Annotated in this window: 12 protein-coding genes; 8 read left to right on the forward strand and 4 right to left on the reverse strand. The window is 42.7% G+C overall.

Going from position 1 to position 18889, the window contains the following annotated elements:
- Positions 1-27 precede the first annotated feature (27 nt).
- Positions 28-1476 (forward strand): acylphosphatase, encoded by a 1449-nt coding sequence (locus tag ACFQ2J_RS13265; protein WP_386061248.1) that lies wholly within the window; start codon positions 28-30, stop codon positions 1474-1476.
- A gap of 43 nt (positions 1477-1519) precedes the next feature.
- Here the strand turns inward: ACFQ2J_RS13265 and ACFQ2J_RS13270 are convergent, their stop codons facing one another.
- Positions 1520-2533, reverse strand: coding sequence for a YheC/YheD family protein (locus ACFQ2J_RS13270; protein WP_386061251.1), 1014 nt, complete (start codon positions 2531-2533; stop codon positions 1520-1522).
- A gap of 222 nt (positions 2534-2755) precedes the next feature.
- Here ACFQ2J_RS13270 and ACFQ2J_RS13275 point away from each other — a divergent pair, with 222 nt between their 5' ends.
- From ACFQ2J_RS13275 to ACFQ2J_RS13290, 4 genes are all read left to right on the forward strand, one after another.
- Complete coding sequence (locus ACFQ2J_RS13275; RefSeq protein WP_386061254.1) at positions 2756-5218, forward strand: peptidoglycan-binding protein; 2463 nt, start codon at positions 2756-2758, stop codon at positions 5216-5218.
- Positions 5219-5397: 179 nt separating this feature from the next.
- Positions 5398-9588, forward strand: coding sequence for a peptidoglycan-binding protein (locus ACFQ2J_RS13280; RefSeq protein ID WP_386061256.1), 4191 nt, complete (start codon positions 5398-5400; stop codon positions 9586-9588).
- A 147-nt stretch (positions 9589-9735) separates the two neighbouring features.
- Positions 9736-10992 (forward strand): peptidoglycan-binding domain-containing protein, encoded by a 1257-nt coding sequence (locus ACFQ2J_RS13285; protein WP_386061259.1) that lies wholly within the window; start codon positions 9736-9738, stop codon positions 10990-10992.
- A 147-nt stretch (positions 10993-11139) separates the two neighbouring features.
- Positions 11140-12360: a YheC/YheD family protein gene (locus ACFQ2J_RS13290; protein WP_386061261.1), complete on the forward strand. Its 1221-nt coding sequence runs from the start codon at positions 11140-11142 to the stop codon at positions 12358-12360.
- A gap of 54 nt (positions 12361-12414) precedes the next feature.
- Here ACFQ2J_RS13290 and ACFQ2J_RS13295 read toward each other — a convergent pair whose 3' ends face one another.
- From ACFQ2J_RS13295 to ACFQ2J_RS13305, 3 genes are all read right to left on the reverse strand, one after another.
- A complete protein-coding gene (locus ACFQ2J_RS13295) occupies positions 12415-13449 on the reverse strand; it encodes an LCP family protein (RefSeq protein ID WP_386061264.1) in 1035 nt (344 codons plus the stop codon).
- Positions 13450-13631: 182 nt separating this feature from the next.
- On the reverse strand, positions 13632-14660 hold the full coding sequence (locus tag ACFQ2J_RS13300; RefSeq protein WP_386061266.1) for an LCP family protein: 1029 nt from the start codon (positions 14658-14660) through the stop codon (positions 13632-13634).
- Between the two features lie 319 nt (positions 14661-14979).
- Positions 14980-15990, reverse strand: a complete 1011-nt coding sequence (locus tag ACFQ2J_RS13305) for a C39 family peptidase (RefSeq protein ID WP_386061269.1) — start codon at positions 15988-15990, stop codon at positions 14980-14982.
- Between the two features lie 338 nt (positions 15991-16328).
- Between ACFQ2J_RS13305 and ACFQ2J_RS13310 the strand changes: the two genes are divergently transcribed.
- The 3 genes from ACFQ2J_RS13310 (at position 16329) to ACFQ2J_RS13320 (ending at position 18810) form a co-directional block, all read left to right on the forward strand.
- Entirely contained in the window at positions 16329-17102 is a 774-nt protein-coding gene (locus ACFQ2J_RS13310; RefSeq protein WP_386061272.1) for a YveK family protein, read from the forward strand.
- Positions 17074-17769: a CpsD/CapB family tyrosine-protein kinase gene (locus tag ACFQ2J_RS13315; protein WP_386061275.1), complete on the forward strand. Its 696-nt coding sequence runs from the start codon at positions 17074-17076 to the stop codon at positions 17767-17769. Before ACFQ2J_RS13310 ends, ACFQ2J_RS13315 begins: the two co-directional genes overlap by 29 nt.
- 273 nt (positions 17770-18042) lie before the next feature.
- Complete coding sequence (locus tag ACFQ2J_RS13320; protein ID WP_386061277.1) at positions 18043-18810, forward strand: tyrosine-protein phosphatase; 768 nt, start codon at positions 18043-18045, stop codon at positions 18808-18810.
- Positions 18811-18889: the final 79 nt, after the last annotated feature.

Consider the following 18889-nt stretch of genomic DNA (forward strand, 5'->3'; position numbering starts at 1 on the left):
ATTTCATTTAGTAAAGGGAGTAGTTGTATGAATAGTTATCCGGACTGGTTGACGGAACAAATGATCAACGGGGTGAATGGATTCAATATCGATTCCTTTCTGCTGGCTCTAGAGGGGTGGCGAAGGGGACTGAATTTGAAATTCTACCAAAACCCTGAGGAGCATTCAGATTTAGGGATTATAGGATATGATCCTGCAGGGAAGTTCTTTTCATTATCTGATCAAAATAATACGCATTACTTTTATCGTTCCAGAGGAGACAAAGTGAAGAACGAAACGGTGGATATAGGTACCAATAAAGGAGAAACGAAAAAACGGATGCAGAGCGCAGGTTTGCCGGTACCTCAAGGGTTCGAATTCACTTCGGGATCATCGACTGATGAGGTGTTGGAGGAGGCTTCTGCTCTTGGGTTCCCTCTTGTATTAAAACCTACTTTCGGAAGCTTGGGAAAAGGTGTCATAACAAATATCCAATCAACCGAAGAATTGCAAGAAAGCATTGCGGATGTAAAGAAAGCATTTCCATATTATAGAGACTTCATCGTGGAAGAACATGCAGAGGGCGTCGATGTCCGAGTATATGTGATAGAAGATGAAATCGCTGGTGCTACGAAACGCGTGCGCCCCAATGTAACCGGAGATGGTAAAAGTACAATTGAAGCGCTCATCCATCTGAAAAATGAGACAAGAAAAGCAAACCCACATACAGCTACCAGACTGATAAAACTGGATGAACATCTGCAAAATTATTTAGCAAGGCAGAATAAGGGCTTACAGACCATTCCCGACGAAGGTGAACTCATTTATGTGAAAGGGAACAGTAACATTTCATCAGGAGGAGATTCTGTCGACATAACCGAAGATCTTCCAGCACACGTGAAAAAAATTGCAGTCGATGCAGTGAAGGCTGTTGACGGATTAGTTCATGCCGGGGTGGATTTGCTGATGAAAGAGGATGAAGCAACGACCATCGAAATCAATCCGACAGCAGGTATTGCACTTCATACTTTCCCTCTATACGGAGAGAAACAGAATATCGCAGAAAAAATCATCGATTACTATTTCCCTTCCACAAAGGCAGGAAGCGGATCGGTAAGTAAGTTGATTTATTTCGATTATAAAAACGTGCTGCGCATGATAAGGAGTAATTTCTTCAAGATGGTGGAAATCCCTGATGCACCTCGTGGACCGATCTGTGCGAAACGATATGTCGTTTCAGGCAAGGTGCAGAAGGTCGGGTACAGGAACTGGATAAGGAAACATGCGATCGAAAATGGTCTGCATGGGTACACACGAAACTTGAACAATGGAAATGTCGTTGTTGTAGTGGCAGGAGATGACGAGGATAAAGTAGAAGGCTTCAAGGACTTTTGCTGGCAGGGACCTTCAGGAGCGAAGGTAGAGAAAATCTTGGAGTATGAATGGAATACCCAAGTAAAGGTCGGATTTGAAATAAGAAATACAAAAAAGAAATAAACAAAAAAGCAGTTCCTTACAAAAAGGAACTGCTTTTCTATATTCAGCTTACTTTATTAGCAGCTAATTGCTTTAATATATACGTGTAGAAATCGGGTTTGATATATGCGATTTCCCCTTCTCCGAATTCATTACCTGGTGATGCATTCACCTCAAACAAATAAGGCTTCCCTGTAGAATCGATCCCTAAGTCGATGCCCATATTCGAATTTCGGATCCCATACAATTGTTCCATTTTATATGGAAGGGTTTTGCCGATTTCCACGATGGTGTCTTTGACCTCCTGCCAATTTTCATAATTGGCCTTTAAAAATGAGTGAAGCTTACAAACACTTCCACCCTGGGATACATTGGCGACCACTTTTTGATTGGAACCGATCCGGATAAGATAATTCGTGACTGTCCATTCACCTTTCCCGTCCTTTTCCAATCGTAGCCTGCAATCAAAGGGTTCGCCATTTTTTGTTTTTGAATCAATATATTTCTGGCAAACATACTTATCTAGCTGAATCTCATTTTCGAGGATGGATTGTAATTCCTCCTCTGTACATTTCTTTTCTTCATTTTCGAAACTCAGATAGAAGTTGGCCTCGCCTTTTTCTACTTTATAGATGCCTCTGCCTTTTTGGCCATGTCTAGGCTTGAGGATCACAGCTTCATGTTTTTTGAGGTAATCAATGAATACATCGAAGGTGGAGGTTCGCTTGGACGGAATCAACAAATCGGCAAACTCACCATCATTTTTAAGCATTGTGTACACTTTTTCTTTTCCTCCAAAACTTCCATTGCAGGAAATATAACTCCGTTCATTCAAAAACTTGATGACTTCTTTATAACGGAAGCAATACGTATTTAAATCGATATATGGCGGAATCGGTATTTCTTTGTCGATCCATCTATCATCTACCAGAACCTTGCCATGGATCGTCTCTGTTTCCATATCCACATCTTCCGGATGCGCGTAAACAAGTTCAATTCCATGGAACTTACTGGACTTTGCTAGTAGTTTTGCGAATTTCATGGGCTTTTTGAAGATACGCATGAAACATATGTGCATGATCATGTCTCCTTTAATGGTCATGGTTTTTATACCTTTCGCTCCGCTTTCTGAGTTTGTGGGGAGGGAGCGAGAGGCCGACCTACTAAGATATACCCGATATCCATAGTGAAATAAGCATATTTTATGTAGAAAAATGTTGAATAATATTGTAAAAATGTGGCACTACACTTATACTGTGTTACGTACCATCCCAATAACATAAGGAGGTGAGGAACTAAAGTGAAAGGCTTGAAATCATTTTTATTTCTGGCAACGATATTTTTAACATTCCACTTTAGTGCTCAGGTTATACTTGCTTCTACTGACTCGGCTGACCAGATGAAAGAAGAAGCAACTGAAGAAAACCAGTCCGAATCGATTGAGAAGAACGAATCAGATGAAAATGAACCTGAAGAAACTGAGGAAGGTTCAGAGAGCATATCTGATAAGGAAGAAATTGAAGAAGAGGAAGAAGTGCTTTCCCCTCTCCCGACAGAGGACATAGAAGACGCTCCAGCAAAAACTGCAGAAGAAAATGAAAGTGAATCTAGTAATCTACCTACATATGAAGAAAAAGAAAGTACAGAAGAAGTAGTAGTAGAACCGAAAGAGGAAAAAGCCGCCGAACCTGCATCGGAAACTGTCAACACCACTATGTTTTCCATGCAAAGCTCTACTAGCTTTCGGATAGGGGACCGTAATGAAGCAATTTCATCCTTTAAGGAAAAGCTGAATGCGATTGGTTTTGGCGGAATCATCATTTCTGATTACTTCGGAGATTTTACTGCTAGGCGAGTGAAGGAGTTTCAGTCCAACTATGGCCTGACGGTGGACGGAATCGCTGGACCTGCTACCCTGAGTAAACTCGATACAGTTTATAACAGTCCTTACCAGCAAGGTAACCGGGCCACTGGAATCATTCAGTTGAAAAACCAGCTGAACGAGACATCATTTGGAGGCATTATTGTTTCGGACTTTTACGGGTCTTTTACCGAACAGCGTGTAATGGAACTGCAGTCGCATTTAGGCATGGAGCCTAACGGCATTGCAGATACAGTTACAAGAAACGAACTGAATCAGTTGGTTGAACAAATCAATGCGTCCCCTTCAGGCTTTGAGCAAGGCGATCATCACGAAGATATCAGTGATATGAAAAGAAAGCTTAATGCTATCGGCTTCGATGGGATCATCGTTTCCGACTACTTTGGAGGATTTACTGCAAAGCAAGTTGAAGCTTTCCAGGAGAATTACAGGCTTGAGGGAACAGGCGTTGCAAATGAGGCGACTTTGGCAAAACTGAATGAAATTTATAACAGTCCCTATCAGCAAGGGAATCGGGATTCAGGAATTTCGCAGATGAAAGAGTCGCTCAACCGCACAGAATTCGGAGGAATCATTGTCAGTGATCTATATGGATCTTTTACAGCTAAGCGTGTCAAACAACTGCAGAACTATTTTGGGATGGAAGCGAATGGTATTGCAGACGAACTGACAAGAGAACGATTAGAACAATTAGTGATCGAACTAGGTCACCAGCAGGGAGATCATCACAACGACATCAGTGAGATGAAAGTGATGTTGAATCATATAGGGTTCGGCGGAATTCTCGTCACAGACTATTTTGGTGGGTTCACAGAAAAGCGTGTGAAGCAGTTCCAGAGTTACTATGGGCTTCCTGTGAATGGAAGAGCTGACCAATCTACCATGGATTATCTCGAGGAAGTCTACAACAGCAATTCTCAAGCAGGGAAAAGTCACAGCGATAACCTTGCTCTTAAAGAAAAGCTTAATGCGATTGGCTTCGGGGGAATCCTTGTAACGAAATATTTTGGAGCTTTTACAGAACAACGTGTTCAGGAATTCCAGCGTTTCTATGGATTGAAAGTTAATGGGATTGCAGACCATCCTACATTGACGAAGATGAATGAAATCTACTATTCTCCTTTACAAAAGGGGAAGAGTCATAAATCAATCAGTAGCATCAAAGAAGACTTGAATGCAATCAAGTATGATGGAATTCTTGTGACAGACTACTTCGGTTCGTTTACAGAGAAAAGGCTGAAAGAGTTCCAAAGGGATCACGAACTACCTGTCAGCGGCATTGCAGACAGTAGAACAATTGCTGAACTAAAAGAAGCAGTAGAAAATTACAAAGTGAGAATCTTCCTTGACCCGGGCCACGGTGCTCACGATCCAGGTGGACAAGGGTATGGCTTGAATGAGAAGGATGTAGTGCTCGACATTGCTTTACATACAGCAGATATCCTCAGGGAACGGTACACAGGTCATGAAGTCATGCTTTCAAGAACAAACGATACGTTCGTAGAATTGGAAGAGCGTTCGGTCATAGCAAATGATTGGAAAGCAGATTATTTTGTCAGTATCCATACAAATGCCTGGTTGGGTAAAGGGCGTGGATATGAAACTTACATCCATGATGAAAGTGCTGGGAAAGAGGCAATCGAACGACGAGATGACATTCATGATTATATGATTGATCGGATGGATGTGATCGATCGAGGTAAACATGAAGCAGATTTCAATGTGTTGAGGAATACAGATATGCCAGCCATTCTTCTTGAATACATGTTCATCGATAACTATGAAGAAAATGCTAAATTAAGAAGCAGCAGTTATCGTAGATATCTTGGAGAAATTACAGCTGAAGCAATAGCCAGATCGTTTAATCTGGAGAGAAAATAAGTGAATGTACCCAAAAAAGAGATGAGAAGTGAACTCATCTCTTTTTTTTTCGACAAGTATGCAGAAATTCCCACAAAAAGCGGACTTTTGATACGAAATACATGTTGAAAAATGAACGCACTTATTTGATACTAGACTAGTAGAATTTTATTAAATTTTTCCAAGGAGGTGAAACTAAAGTGAGAGTAAGAAAATCATACCTACTATCTATCATCCTAATACTTTCTGTTTTCCACTTTAGTCCACAAATCACTGAGGCTGCTACAGGGCAGACGAACGGTGAAGAAGGTGCACAAGAAGAAGTGAGCAGTTCGGAGGAAACAATACAGACGGAAGAAAGTGAAGCCGCAACGTCTGAAAGTGATTCCACCGGAGAGGTTCCAACTGATGAGACTGAAGCGGATGGAGAAGCTTCACAACCAACCGATTCAGAGCAGACAACAGATGAACCAAGTCAGGAAACAGAGGAACAACAGGAACCAGACACATCCCAAGAAACAGATGAAGATAATGACATAGAAAACAACGAAGCATCAACTGACGAACAAACCGAAGCAACCGATGAAGAAAAGCAGACTGAAACAGTTGAAGAAGAACAACCAGATTCATCGGCAGCTGATATGGAAAGTGAAGAGGTACAAGAGAAACAAGCTCCTAAAGAAGACATAACGTTGGAAAAAGAAGCGAAAGAAAAGTCATCTGAAGAATCCACAATGACTACATTCTCTGTACATAACAGCAACTCCTTCCAAGAAGGCGATCGCCATGAAGACATAAGCAGAATGAAAGAAAAACTGAATGCAATCGGCTTTGACGGCATTCTCGTCACCGACTATTATGGCGGCTTTACGAAACAACGTGTAGAAGACTTCCAGGCGAACTATGCACTTCCGGTTACAGGGATTGCAGATCAAGCTACACTTTCCAAGCTGGATGAAGTTTACACAAGCCCTTTTCAAGTGGGGGGCAGCCATCAGAACATTAGTGATATGAAAGTCAAGCTGAACGCGATGGGCTTCGGCGGAATTTTGGTCACTGACAACTACGGCAACTACACTGCAAAGCGTGTAGCTGATTTCCAGCAGTTTTACGGAATGCTGCCAAATGGAATTGCAGATGACCTGACACGTACTAGAATCAAGCAACTCTATGAAGTCGGGTATCAGCCAGGACATCGAGCTTCCGAAATTTCCAATATGAAAGAGAAATTGAATGCGATTGGATTTGGTGGAATCCTTGTCACCGATTACTATGGTTCATATACCTCCCAGCGTGTGAAAGACTTCCAGGCTTATTACGGCCTGAACGCGACAGGAAAAGCCAACGCAGTGACATTAGCAAAAATTGATGAAGTCTATCAGAGTCCGATGCAGGAGGGCAAACGCCATGACGGTACGATAGAACTGAAGGAAAATCTCAATAGATTAGGTTTTGGAGATATTTTGGTGACCACTTATTACGGTTCATTTACAGAAAGCCGAGTGAAGAAATTCCAGAGCTACTATGGCTTGAATCCTAATGGGATTGCCGATGAAGTAACTTTAGCTAAAATTGACGAAATTCTTTCCAGTCCACATATGGAAGGAAAGCGTTCCGAAGCCAATATTTCCTTGAAAAAGAACCTTAATGACCTCGGGTATGGACAGATTCTGGTCACAGATCTATATGGTTCGTACACCGCAAAGAAGGTACGGGACTTCCAAGAAGATTACGGACTAGTCGTCAATGGCATCGCCGATGAAGTGACACTAGCTAAAATTGACGCCGTTTTTAATATTGGTTTTCGCCAAGGTGATTCCCACCCGGCAATGATCGGTTTGAAACAGGATCTTAACCGGCTCGGTTTCGGTGATATTCTAGTAACGGAATTCTATGGCAGCTTTTCTGAAAAGAAAGTGAAAGAATTCCAGAGATATTACGGATTGGAAGCGGATGGAGTCGTAGATCGAACTACTTTCGAGAAAATTGATCAAATTCTATCAACCCCTTTCCAGGAAGGTGGTTCCCATCCTGACCTGATTACGATGAAGCAGAAGTTGAACTGGTTGGATTACGGTCATATTCTGGTCACCGATTATTTTGGAGGATTTACTGAAACGAAAATCAAGGATTTTCAAGAAGATCATGGTCTTCCAGTAAGCGGTATAGCAGAAAGTAAAACGCGGGCGGAGATCGATCAAGTATTCGCATCTACATTCCAGGAAGGATCTTCCCATGAAAAGGTCAAGGAAATGAAGCGCCTGCTCAATAAAACTGGCTTCGGCGGAATTCTGATCACCGACTATTACGGTTCATTCACCGCACAAAGAGTGAGAGAATTCCAAAGCTATTATGGTTTGGATGCTACCGGTAAAGCGGATTTGAACACGTTGAATAAGATGGAAGAGATCGCTTCGATTCCTTTCCAGGAAGGGGAGCGTCATGAAGATACGGTCGTATTGCATCAGAACCTTAACGAATTAGGGTTCGGTCCGCTTCCTGAATCCACGCTCTATGACTCTTTGACTGCAGATAAAGTAAGCGAATTCCAGGCTTATTATGGTTTGCATGTCAGCGGAATTGCAGATGACTATACGTGGAATAAAATGACGGAAGTGCTTTCAAGTCCATTCCAGGAAGGACAGCGACATGAGGACACAGTAGTCATGAAGGAAAAGTTGAATGCACTTGACTTCGGTCCGATCATCGTTTCCACCTTTTACGGAGCTTATACAGCCCAACAGGTGGAGAAGTTCCAGGAATATTATGGTCTTAAAGTGAATGGAATTACAGATCAGCCTACATGGGAGAAGCTGAATGAAATTCATGCAAGCCCTTATCAGGAAGGTAACACTTCCAGCGGTACAGTTGAGCTGAAGAGAAACTTGAATCGTCTCGGATTTGGGGACATTTTAGTGACTGAGCTATATGGTTCTTTCACAGCTCAAAAAGTTACAGAATTCCAGGAGTATTATGGACTCCGTGCTCACGGAATTGCAGATGCTCCTACATTCGAAAAGATTGAAGAACTGTTGGCAAGTCCGTTGCAGAAAGGCAACAGTCATGAAGATGTCATCACATTGAAAGAAGCTTTGATCAAGCTGGGCTATAACGGCATTATGGTGACAGATTACTTCGGTGACTGGACGGAGCAACGTTTGAAAGAGTTCCAAGCGGATTACGGGCTACCTGTCAGTGGCATCGGCGATGAGAAGACGATGATCGAGCTTCAAAAGGCTGCTGCTGCTTCCAGGGAAGTGTACACGTATTCCGAGTCTTCCTATACATTCAAAGAAGCATTGGATATTCAAATGAACAACTTCCCTCAGACGGATAAATATCGCAATGACCCTGCGTATGTCCATGGAAGTTATCTGGAAATAACCCAATCAGGTGCAATTGCCGGAACCGGTGTAAATGTGCGTACAGCTCCAGTGTTTGGAGACAATATATTCGCGACTTTATCATTCGGTACTGCCATAACTATTCTCGCTGAAGTAGAAGGCGATGAATATAAAGAAAGTACGAAATGGTACAAGTTCAAATACAATGATCGCATATTGTACGCTCACTCATCACTGGTCGACCCTGATGTAATGACAGCAACAACGACTGGAAACTTGAATGTACGCTCTGGTCCAGGAAGCGATTACCATAAATATGGTCTCTTGCCTAAAGGGTCAAAGGTTTCCATTTTCAGCAAGACAGGTAACTGGTATGAAATAAGCTACTCTACATGGAGGCTACCTACCAGAGATGATGTTATTCCGTATCTGAACCCTAACAACAATGATCAGTTCCAACACTTGGATCTTTCTGCGAGTGTTGATGTTAATGCGTTAGAACTGAGTGCAGTATTAAATGGTAAAGGTGTGCTGGATGGAATGGCGCAATCGTTCATTGATGGCGGGCAAACCCATGGGGTAAACGAACTTTACCTTATCTCTCATGCTTTGCTGGAAACTGCTCATGGTACCTCAGCTCTTGCTTCAGGAATCGAGGTAGGACTGAATGATTCAGGAAATCCAGTTCTCGTTACTGAAAACAACCGTGATAAACTGACAGCGATAGAAACTGTCTTCAATATGTTCGGTATTGGAGCTATAGATCGTGATGCACATCGCGCAGGAGCCGTCCGTGCTTACAATGAAGAGTGGTTCTCTCCAGAAGCAGCAATTATCGGAGGAGCGCAGTTCATTGGCAACAGGTATGTTCATAGTGATTATGGTCAGAATACACTGTACAAAATGCGATGGAATCCAATGAATCCATCCGTCCATCAGTATGCTACCGATATCGGCTGGGCCGTTAAGCAAGTAGCTAATATGAGATCAATGTATGAACTATTGAATAATCCGTTGCTGAAATTCAATATCGTCAAGTATAAATAAGAGAAATAATCCAGCCCTGACAGGGCTGGATTATTTTTCATAGAATGGACTGGATTCCTACTATTGACTTCCATACATGGTTCTTTTAGACTATCAATAGGTAATATCGACAAATTATGATAAAAAAGGAAGGCAGGAAACAATGAGATGGCAAGCGATACTATACTAGCAAGTGTGAAAGGTGATCCAGAAAACCATGCTTTAAGTTCAGTCCTTTTGGAAGAGGGAATGACTGATTGGAAGATTATCGAATTGAAAATGAAGTTGAATTGGCTTGGATTTGGTCGAAGTAAACTCACATCTAAGTTTGGTGAGTACTTCCGAGCACAGGTGGAACATTTTCAAGATCAGTACAAGCTTCCCATTAGTGGAGTTATTGATGAAACTACACATCAGAAGATCACCAATGAATTTTTCAACACCTATCGTGATGCCGCCCAATCGGACCATATCAAAGAATTGCTAAAAGCATTGAAGAAGCTGGGGTTCATTGATAAGTTCGAGGATCCATCACCTGCCGAGTTAAAGAACCACCTGATTGACTTTCAATTACACTATGGTCTGGAAGCTTCCGGAGTGTTTAATGAAGCAACGTTCAAGACTATGGCTGAGATCCTTTCCAGTCCCTTGCAGGAAGGGAAGAAAGGGCAAGAGATCTTAAGACTGAAGAAGCTTTTGAATGACGTAGGCTATGGACGTATAAAATTGACTACCAAATTCGGGAAACTTGCTGAACAAAAATTGACAAAGTTTCAAGAAGACTATGGTTTGCCTATAAGTGGAATTGCAGATGAGCTGACATTAGCGAAATTGGAAAAAGCTCTTAAGGTGAAAGAACGATTGATTTATAAGAATTATCCAATGACTTTGCAAGAGGTAATGGATAGCCGGCAGAGTAAAGGAATAATTGACAAAGATGCTTTACTTATTGATCCGAATAAATCCATTAACGACACTAAGAAGAAGTATTTATTTCTAGATTTGTCTCAAACCAATGCTACAACAGCCCATTCCTTGAACAAGCTTCTTGAAAGTAACGACATCCTTGCTCGTTCAGGTAAGAAATTGCTTGAGGTAGCAAACAGCCATAATCTAAATGTCATCTTCTTATTAATGAATGTCTATGAGGCTCTGGAAGCGAACGAAGTAGAAAACTCGTCACTGGATCGTGTGATCAATAAAATAGCGGAAGAATTGAAGCAACGATCCAATTCCGATAATAATACGCTATACAAGCTATATTGTCATCCTGAACAGGGGCAAGAAGGTACATTCGATTCAGAGTGGATCCTTAATCAAGTTGAAGTCCTGTACCACCTTTATAACGAGTTGGGAGAATATATACTGGGACTTGAAATACCAGTCTATAAAAACCTAGAGATTGATAAATATATCAGAGGATAGCCAGAAAACCTATCTCCCAATTTTGGGAAGATAGGTTTCTTATTAAGTAAACGATACAAATCATTTACAGGATATCATGAACACTGAAACTGGTGATATAATATAGATACTCCATAGGAGAATACTTAATATGAAGAGGTAGGAAGCATGCTAGTCGGATTCATGAGACTTTTCAAAAAACCACCACATATTGCAAAGCTTACAGCGATGATGTGCAGTTATTACGGGATGGAACTGATCTATCTCAGACCAAGAGATGTCGATATTGAAAATCATAAAGTTAAGGGTAAGATCTATCGAAATGGTAAGTGGGTCACAGAGGAAAGAGAAATCCCACCGCTGGTCGATATCTATGCATATTGCTATAGAACAAAGTATAAAGAAATCGCCGACTATTTAAAGAAAAATACCCTTGTTACCTATGATCGAAAGAATATTCTCAGTAAAGATAAGCTGCAGGATAAATTGGTGGAGGATGAAGCATTTGCTCATCTCGTCATTCCTACCATGAAGGCTGGCGCGTATGATGACGTGAAACAGTTCCTAAAGGATCATGGACAGATCGTTCTGAAGCCAGTCCATGGTGAGCGAGGAAAAGGAGTGTACATCCTTCATCAGGACGAAGGGGAGTATGTACTCGGCTATCAGAAAGAGGAGACCCGTCTTTCCGAGGAAGAGCTCAATGCTTTCTTTGAGGAGAAAATAGAAAACAAAAATTACATTCTGCAAAAGTATATTTCCTCAAGGTCCGTCCACGGAGATCCATTCGATTGCAGAATCCATATCCAGAAAAACCGAAATGGAAAGTGGCAAATCGCGAAAAAATACATCCGCATCGGCATCGGGCAGAAAGTCATGTCCAATGTCAATCAGGGTGGCGGAATCAGTGATACCGAACCATTCCTGAAGGCTAACTTCGGTGATGACTGGGAGGAAATCGAACAGAAGTTGAATGAGCTTGGAACGACACTGCCTTATAAAATCGAACAGTTAAAGAAAACGCCTACCATGTCTCTAGGACTTGATGTAGCAATTGATCGCGATGGATCATTGTACTTGTTCGAAGCAAATAACGCACCAGCTACAACTTCACTGCTAGGCGAAAGCGCCATGTTGAATGTAGAGTATTACCGTTACCTTCAACGGAAAGTTTTGAATTGGAAAGCGCCTGTAAAGGAACAACTAGAAGAAAAGGCCGCTGAGGCGACAGATGATCTCCACCAAGAGAAAGCAACGCTCGAAACGGAATTGAAACAGCTTCAAGAAACTAACAGGCAATTACAAAAGAGGCAAAAACAAATGGAACAAAGCACCTCCTGGCGATTGACCGCACCAATCCGCAAAATAGGAACGCTGTTGAAAAAATAGCCCTATATAAAAACAGCTCATCTACAAATAGTAGATGAGCTGTTTTTCAGTTTACTAGCTTCCTGACGAAGTCGAGTCCTGCGTTGTGCCTACTGTCGATTGAGCAGCACCAGCTTCCAAATCAAGATGACGCTTCAGCAATCCTTTCGTCTCTTCAAGCGAAGTCTGATCCAACGCCCAGTAATACGTGCCGGAGGGCTGGTAGTCATAGCCTTCGAGCGTATGGGAGTTAATTTCGATGTTCGTGCCTTTCGTTCCATACTGGATGAATGCCTTCATTTCGTTAAAGGTCATGTTCGTCGTCATGTTGTCACCGACGGCCTGCATCAAGTCATCGTATTTCAACAGTGAGTTGACGGATGTCGATTTCTTGATGACTGCGCTGAGGATTTCCTGCTGGCGCTTGCCGCGTTCGATATCGTTATCGAGCTTCCGTGTCCGAGCAAGAGCAAGTGCTTCCTCACCGTCGACGGTCTGTTCACCTGGCATCAGGTGGATCGAGCCTTTCTTGTCCATCGAATTCGATTCGGTGAATTCATATGGGACATCAACGGAAATTCCATTCAATGCGTCAACAACATCGACGAATGCGTGGAAGTTCAATTTGACGTAATAATCCACCGGGATGTCGAGCAGATTCTCGACGGTTTCGATCGTCGCTTTCGGTCCACCAAATGCGTGGGCGTGGTTGATTTTATCTTCATATCCGACTTCAGGAATGTAGACGAGCGAGTCACGCGGGATGCTGACGAGGTTCACACTCTTTTCATCCTTATTGAACGTTGCCAGCATCAATGCATCCGTACGTGCGCTGGAAGCGTTGTTCCGGTGTTCATTGGAATCGACACCCATGATCAGCACGGACACATGGTCCTTGCCGGGATCGACCACTTGTTCACGCAAGTTCGATTTTTCCCGTTCATCTTCTACATATGAGTCAGAGAATACTTTATCAGCTTTGAAATAAAGATAACCTGCATAGCTCCCCGCAGCCAATAAAAGCATCATAGGAAGAAAAACAAAAAAAGCCCGCTTTCTAAGCTTGCGCTTTCTTCTTCTGACGATGCGAGGTCCATTCGTTTTTGCCATCATCATTACTCCTTTATATAGACAATCAGCATGTGCTGCTGCATTTCCTTTTGAAAAATCACTCTTTAGTGTACTACGGTTCGTCCGTTTAGTAAATCATACTTTTGGCAGTTTGTCAGAAAAAGTTGGAAATTGCAGACACATAAAAAGAACCAACCGATTGAACGGGTGGTCCTTGTCAATTATGAGCCTTGTGCTTCTTCAACATCCTGGCCTTCATCAGCCATGGTGCTGCTGATTCCCAAGTGATTCTGGATACGTGTTTTTGCTTCTTCAAGTGCCTGTTGATCAAGTGCCCAGTAGTAGGTGTTGCCTGGCTGGTAATCGGTTCCCTCCAGGGTGTACGTGTTGATTTCGATATCCTTGCCGCTCGTTCCGTACGAAAAGAACGAACGCATTTCGCTGAACGACATGTTCGTTTTCATATTATCACCGACTGCTTCGATCATATTATCATACTTGAAAACGGAACTTGCGGAAGTCGCTTTTTTCATGATCGCTTTCAATACATCCTGTTGACGTTTCCCGCGCTGGATATCGTTATCCATTTTACGAGTACGGGCAAAAGCGAGTGCTTCTTCACCGTTTACTTTCTGTTCACCAGGATATAGGTGAATCGCATCACGTTTATCCATTGAGTTGGATTCTTTGAATTCGTAAGGGACATCGACTGTCACGCCACCGATCGCATCGACGACATCGACAAATGCATGGAAGTTGAGCTTCACATAGTAATCGACAGGAACGTTAAGCAGGTTCTCGACTGTTTCTACTGTCGCCTGTGGACCACCGAATGCGTGGGCGTGGGTGATTTTATCCTCATAGCCGACTTCCGGGATATAGACGAGTGAATCACGGGGGATACTCGTCAGGTCGACACTTTTATCTTCCTTATTGAAGGTCGCAAGCATCAGTGAATCGGTCAGTGCACTGTCTGCATTATCGCGGTGTTCATTGGAATCGACACCCATGATAAGGATTGAAACATTGTCGACACTTGGATCGACCTTTTCCTCACGTAAATCCGATTTCTCACGATTGTCTTCTACATAAGTGTCCGACATCTCGGCACTTGCTTTCATATAGAGGTAACCCGCATACCCGCCGATGGCGAGAAGCAGCACTAATGGGACGATGACGAAATACGCACGTTTCCTCAGCTTGCGCTTCTTCCTGCGGACCACTCTTGATTTATTATTTTTATTATCCATATGATTGCTCCTTTTATCTGGACCGGTATAGGAACCACCGACCCGATTGTCCTGAAGACTTCTCTTCATTTTACTATGACGGAATGGAATAGTAAATCGCTTCACCAACCATATATTAACAGTATTCTATAGATATGATACGGAAGTAGCCTTCATTACCGCGATACCCATTCCTTTCACTAACAAAACAATTAAAAAAGAGAACTTTGCCAAACGGTGTCATTTTAACATGAATAGGTGGGGATTAGAAGACGTAGAAGGTAGTAAAAGAGGGAGAAGTAGGAAAAGGGACAAGCCGTTTGCTGGCTCATCCCTTTAATTATTGATCGTTGAATACTACTTTCCAGTCAGTGAGCGAATCGAACACGAATTTCACTGGTTCGATCGCTACGGCAAGGAAATCTTTCCACCATATATGTACGGATTGTTCCAATGTTTCGGGGCGTTTCTCCTTAGTTTCCTCTTCCTCAGTATTCTCTACTACGATGACAGCTTCCGGTCCAGGCGGATCATCGCTGTCTTCTTGAAGTTCCTCTTTATTATCAGTAGCTTCTGATGAAATGACTGATGTAAAAGAAACGCTCTCTTCTTCGGGTGCTGATGCCTCGCTGATTTCGTTAGTCTCAACAGGTTCAGCTTCAGGTTGTTCTGTCACCACTTCTCCTGCTGGCAGACCAAGCGTAACCGCACGTTTCCCCATCGAAGCCCAGTTCCGCTCGAATAACGAACGATTGTAATGCTCGACACTTCCGGTATAAGGGTCATGGACAATGACATGCTCCCCTTCAATACCAGTAAGGACAACTGCATGTTCATAACGGTACCAGTTCACTGTACTGCCGGCTTCGTCTTCCCATGATGCACTCAAGTAGGTCTGTTTCTGATCGATCGTAGTCCAGACCATAACCGGTTTGCCGTTCTCCACGATAGAAAGAAGCGAGTCGAAGCTCTGACCGGTCATGTTGATGCCTTTTCCAGGCAAGTATGTATTAATTGTCTGCAAAATCGGTCCTTCAAACACACCGAAGCTGCCATCTTTCTCTGAATAAGGATCTCCGACAAATGCGACATTCGGATTGCCTCCGGTCCAGTTGCCATCGACTTCATTCACTTTCGGTCCTTTCGGCAGGCTGTCTGCCACATCGAACTTCGACACGCTAACGCCACCCCAATTCAACAGCATCGCAAGGGAAGTCGCTTCGCAGCCGGTTGGTAATTCCGGATATTGATCGAACACGGGAACACCTTTCACCTTCACACTTGCTGCTTTCAGTTCTTTAGGAATAAAAATAATCAATAATACGATAAGTGCCACAATAAACTTCTTCATTTATTCACCCAACATCTATAAAACTTGCTCTGTCCTGCCGATACTTATAAAAGGAAGCTCCTTTCTTCGATAGAATTGCAGAATAGACACGGGGTCCATACTACCATAATCAGGCCATATTTCATAGATTAGGTAAAAAGAATGATAAAAGTTTTATTCTATTTTCAATTGGTAAGTAGAATAGGCGAAGTAGATAGTGAATGCGAGAATTGTCGAATAATGCAAAAGTCATGGTTTGTGTTATTTCTCTTAAATTTAACAAATTTTCCAAGAGTATTATGCTATAATGTGACTAGTTTTTTAAATCGCAACCAGAATAGAAAGATGGAGGGACATGAATGGAAGAGACGATTTCACTGAAAGAGATATTCCAGGTGCTGAAGAAACGTTTTTGGCTGATTTTCACGCTGACGGTCGGAGCGGTAATCATCGCGGCGGTAGTGAGCTACTTCGTTTTGACACCAACTTACCAGGCTACGTCAGAATTCATCGTGAATTCAAATAACCAGCAAGCAGAAGAAGTCGACGTCAATGATATACGAACAAACTTAGAACTTATCAATACATATAAGAAAGTAATCGAAAGTCCACGTATATTGAATCAGGTCGCAGATGAAATGGGTATCAACATGTCAGCTGGAACGATGCAGAGCAAATTGAATGTTTCCAGTGAGCAGAACACACAGGTTGTAACAGTAACGGTGACTGATCCGGATCAAGCATTCGCTGCTGATTTGGCAAACACAGTGTTCCAAGTGTTCAAAGATGAGATTCCTAGTCTTATGAACGTCAATAATGTCAATATTCTATCCGAAGCGGTAGCTGTTACAAATCCATCTCCGGTCAATCCGAAGCCACTATTGAACATGGCAATCGCAGCAGTGCTCGGTTTGATGATCGGTGTCGGAATCGCATTCCTGCTTGAATACTTAGATACTTCAATCAAAACTGAGGATGATCTCGAAAAGCAGCTTGGGATCCCGGTAATGGGTATCGTCACACATATAGGAGAAGACGAAGTGCAAAAAACGCTCGAGCAGCGGAATATCGCAAGCATTACAGAGAAAGGGGGGCGTCGTGCTTATGGCGAGAAAGCGAAGGAAACTATCTAATACGAAAGCACGTACGTTGATCACGAAACTGAATCCACGTTCCCCAATTTCTGAGCAGTACCGTACCATCCGCACAAACCTGCAGTTCGCTTCTGTAGATAAGGAATTGCAGACAATGATGGTGACATCCGCCGGACCATCAGAAGGAAAGTCCCTGACCGTATCGAACCTAAGTGTCACGTTCGCCCAGCAGGGGAAAAAGGTGCTCCTTATTGATGCAGATATGCGGAAGCCGACACTTCACTACACGTTCCGTCTAGATAACAGCCTTGGACTGAGCAGTGTGCTGATCGGTGAACGGAGTCTTGAACAGGTGGCTAGAGAAAGTGATGTCCCTGGACTTGATCTGATTCCATCTGGCCCGATTCCACCGAATCCATCTGAATTGCTGAGCTCAAAAGCAATGAAGAACTTCATGGAATTGTGCAAAGGTCAATACGACATGGTCATTTTCGATATGGCACCGGTGCTTGCAGTAACCGATGCACAGATCATGGCGGCAGAGTGTGACGGCGTCCTGCTTGTGACACGAAGCAAACAGACGGACATTGAAGCTGGTAAGAAAGCAGTCGAGCTTCTAAAACAGGTGAAGGCAAATATTCTAGGTGGCGTTCTGAACGATGTGGAAGCGAAGCGCTCCAATTACTATTATTACTATGGTTCATAAGATTCAACTTCATATTTCCTAAAAAATTTTAAGATGCTGTGCATATGTCATGCGCGGCATCTTTTTTATGATGAAACGTATTACCAATCATTGTAAAGACAATGAATAGGTCTTTGTTACTGTTTTTACTGTGAAAATATGGTTAGAGAAAGTTCGACAAAATACCCCCCTTTGCATGAATGTGTAAAATGGTATACTGAAAATACATCAAAAAATACCAATTGATAGATATAAAGAATTATACTTAGGTATTAAGTAGGAAGTAGGGGAACTATGATTGATATTCATTGCCACATCCTCCCTGGGGTGGATGATGGAGCACAGACATTGGAAGACAGTCTCGCAATGGCGAGAGAAGCATCGAAGCAGGGGGTCGATACGATTGTTGCTACGCCGCATCACCGCAACGGACAATTCGATAATCCTAGATTGCAAATCTTTCATCAAGTCCAGGACTTGAACGAAGAATTGGAACGCGCAGGCATTCCGGTGAAGATTTTGTCCGGCCAGGAAACACGTATCAACGGGGAAATGGTTGAAGATTTGGAGTCTGAGGAACTCTTGCCGCTTAACGTCACCAGCAAATATGTATTCGTAGAGCTGCCTTCAGACCAGGTACCGCATTATACGAAGCAGGTATTATATGATATGCAGATGGCGGGCTATAAACCGGTTATCGTTCATCCGGAGCGGAACAAGAAAATCGTCGAGCAACCGGATTTGCTCTATCAATTCGTAAAGAACGGTGCATTTGCTCAGGTGACTGCAGCTAGTGTGGCAGGTAAGTTCGGCAAGAACATTCAGAAGTTCAGCCATCAGCTGATCGAGAACAACCTTGTCCACCTTGTAGCATCCGATGCGCACAATACGAAACGTCGCGGCTTCTATATGAAAGAAGCTTTCGATGAAATCCGTAAGAAACATGGAACAGGAATGGTGTACCAGCTTTCAGAGAACGCGCATTTTGTCATCAATGGGGAAGTGGTGTCAACTGACATCCCTGCACGTGTCAAGACAAAGAAGATTCTTGGAATATTTTGAGGAATTTACACGAAATTTACTAAATTCTCCCTTCAATTCCATCGATACTATGCTATAATAGTTACCGATGTAAAGGAAT

The sequence above is a fragment of the Thalassobacillus hwangdonensis genome, from assembly GCF_042675915.1.
GTDB lineage: Bacteria > Bacillota > Bacilli > Bacillales > Halobacillaceae > Thalassobacillus_A > Thalassobacillus_A hwangdonensis.

What these genes read in the sequence shown, in the direction of transcription:
- ACFQ2J_RS13265 (WP_386061248.1), top strand. Translation starts at nt 28, where the DNA reads ATGAATAGTTATCCGGACTGGTTGACGGAACAAATGATCAACGGGGTG.
- ACFQ2J_RS13320 (WP_386061277.1), top strand. Translation starts at nt 18,043, where the DNA reads ATGATTGATATTCATTGCCACATCCTCCCTGGGGTGGATGATGGAGCA.
- ACFQ2J_RS13315 (WP_386061275.1), top strand. Translation starts at nt 17,074, where the DNA reads ATGGCGAGAAAGCGAAGGAAACTATCTAATACGAAAGCACGTACGTTG.
- ACFQ2J_RS13305 (WP_386061269.1), bottom strand. Translation starts at nt 15,990, where the DNA reads ATGAAGAAGTTTATTGTGGCACTTATCGTATTATTGATTATTTTTATT.
- ACFQ2J_RS13270 (WP_386061251.1), bottom strand. Translation starts at nt 2,533, where the DNA reads ATGCACATATGTTTCATGCGTATCTTCAAAAAGCCCATGAAATTCGCA.
- ACFQ2J_RS13285 (WP_386061259.1), top strand. Translation starts at nt 9,736, where the DNA reads ATGGCAAGCGATACTATACTAGCAAGTGTGAAAGGTGATCCAGAAAAC.
- ACFQ2J_RS13295 (WP_386061264.1), bottom strand. Translation starts at nt 13,449, where the DNA reads ATGGCAAAAACGAATGGACCTCGCATCGTCAGAAGAAGAAAGCGCAAG.
- ACFQ2J_RS13290 (WP_386061261.1), top strand. Translation starts at nt 11,140, where the DNA reads ATGCTAGTCGGATTCATGAGACTTTTCAAAAAACCACCACATATTGCA.
- ACFQ2J_RS13300 (WP_386061266.1), bottom strand. Translation starts at nt 14,660, where the DNA reads ATGGATAATAAAAATAATAAATCAAGAGTGGTCCGCAGGAAGAAGCGC.
- ACFQ2J_RS13310 (WP_386061272.1), top strand. Translation starts at nt 16,329, where the DNA reads ATGGAAGAGACGATTTCACTGAAAGAGATATTCCAGGTGCTGAAGAAA.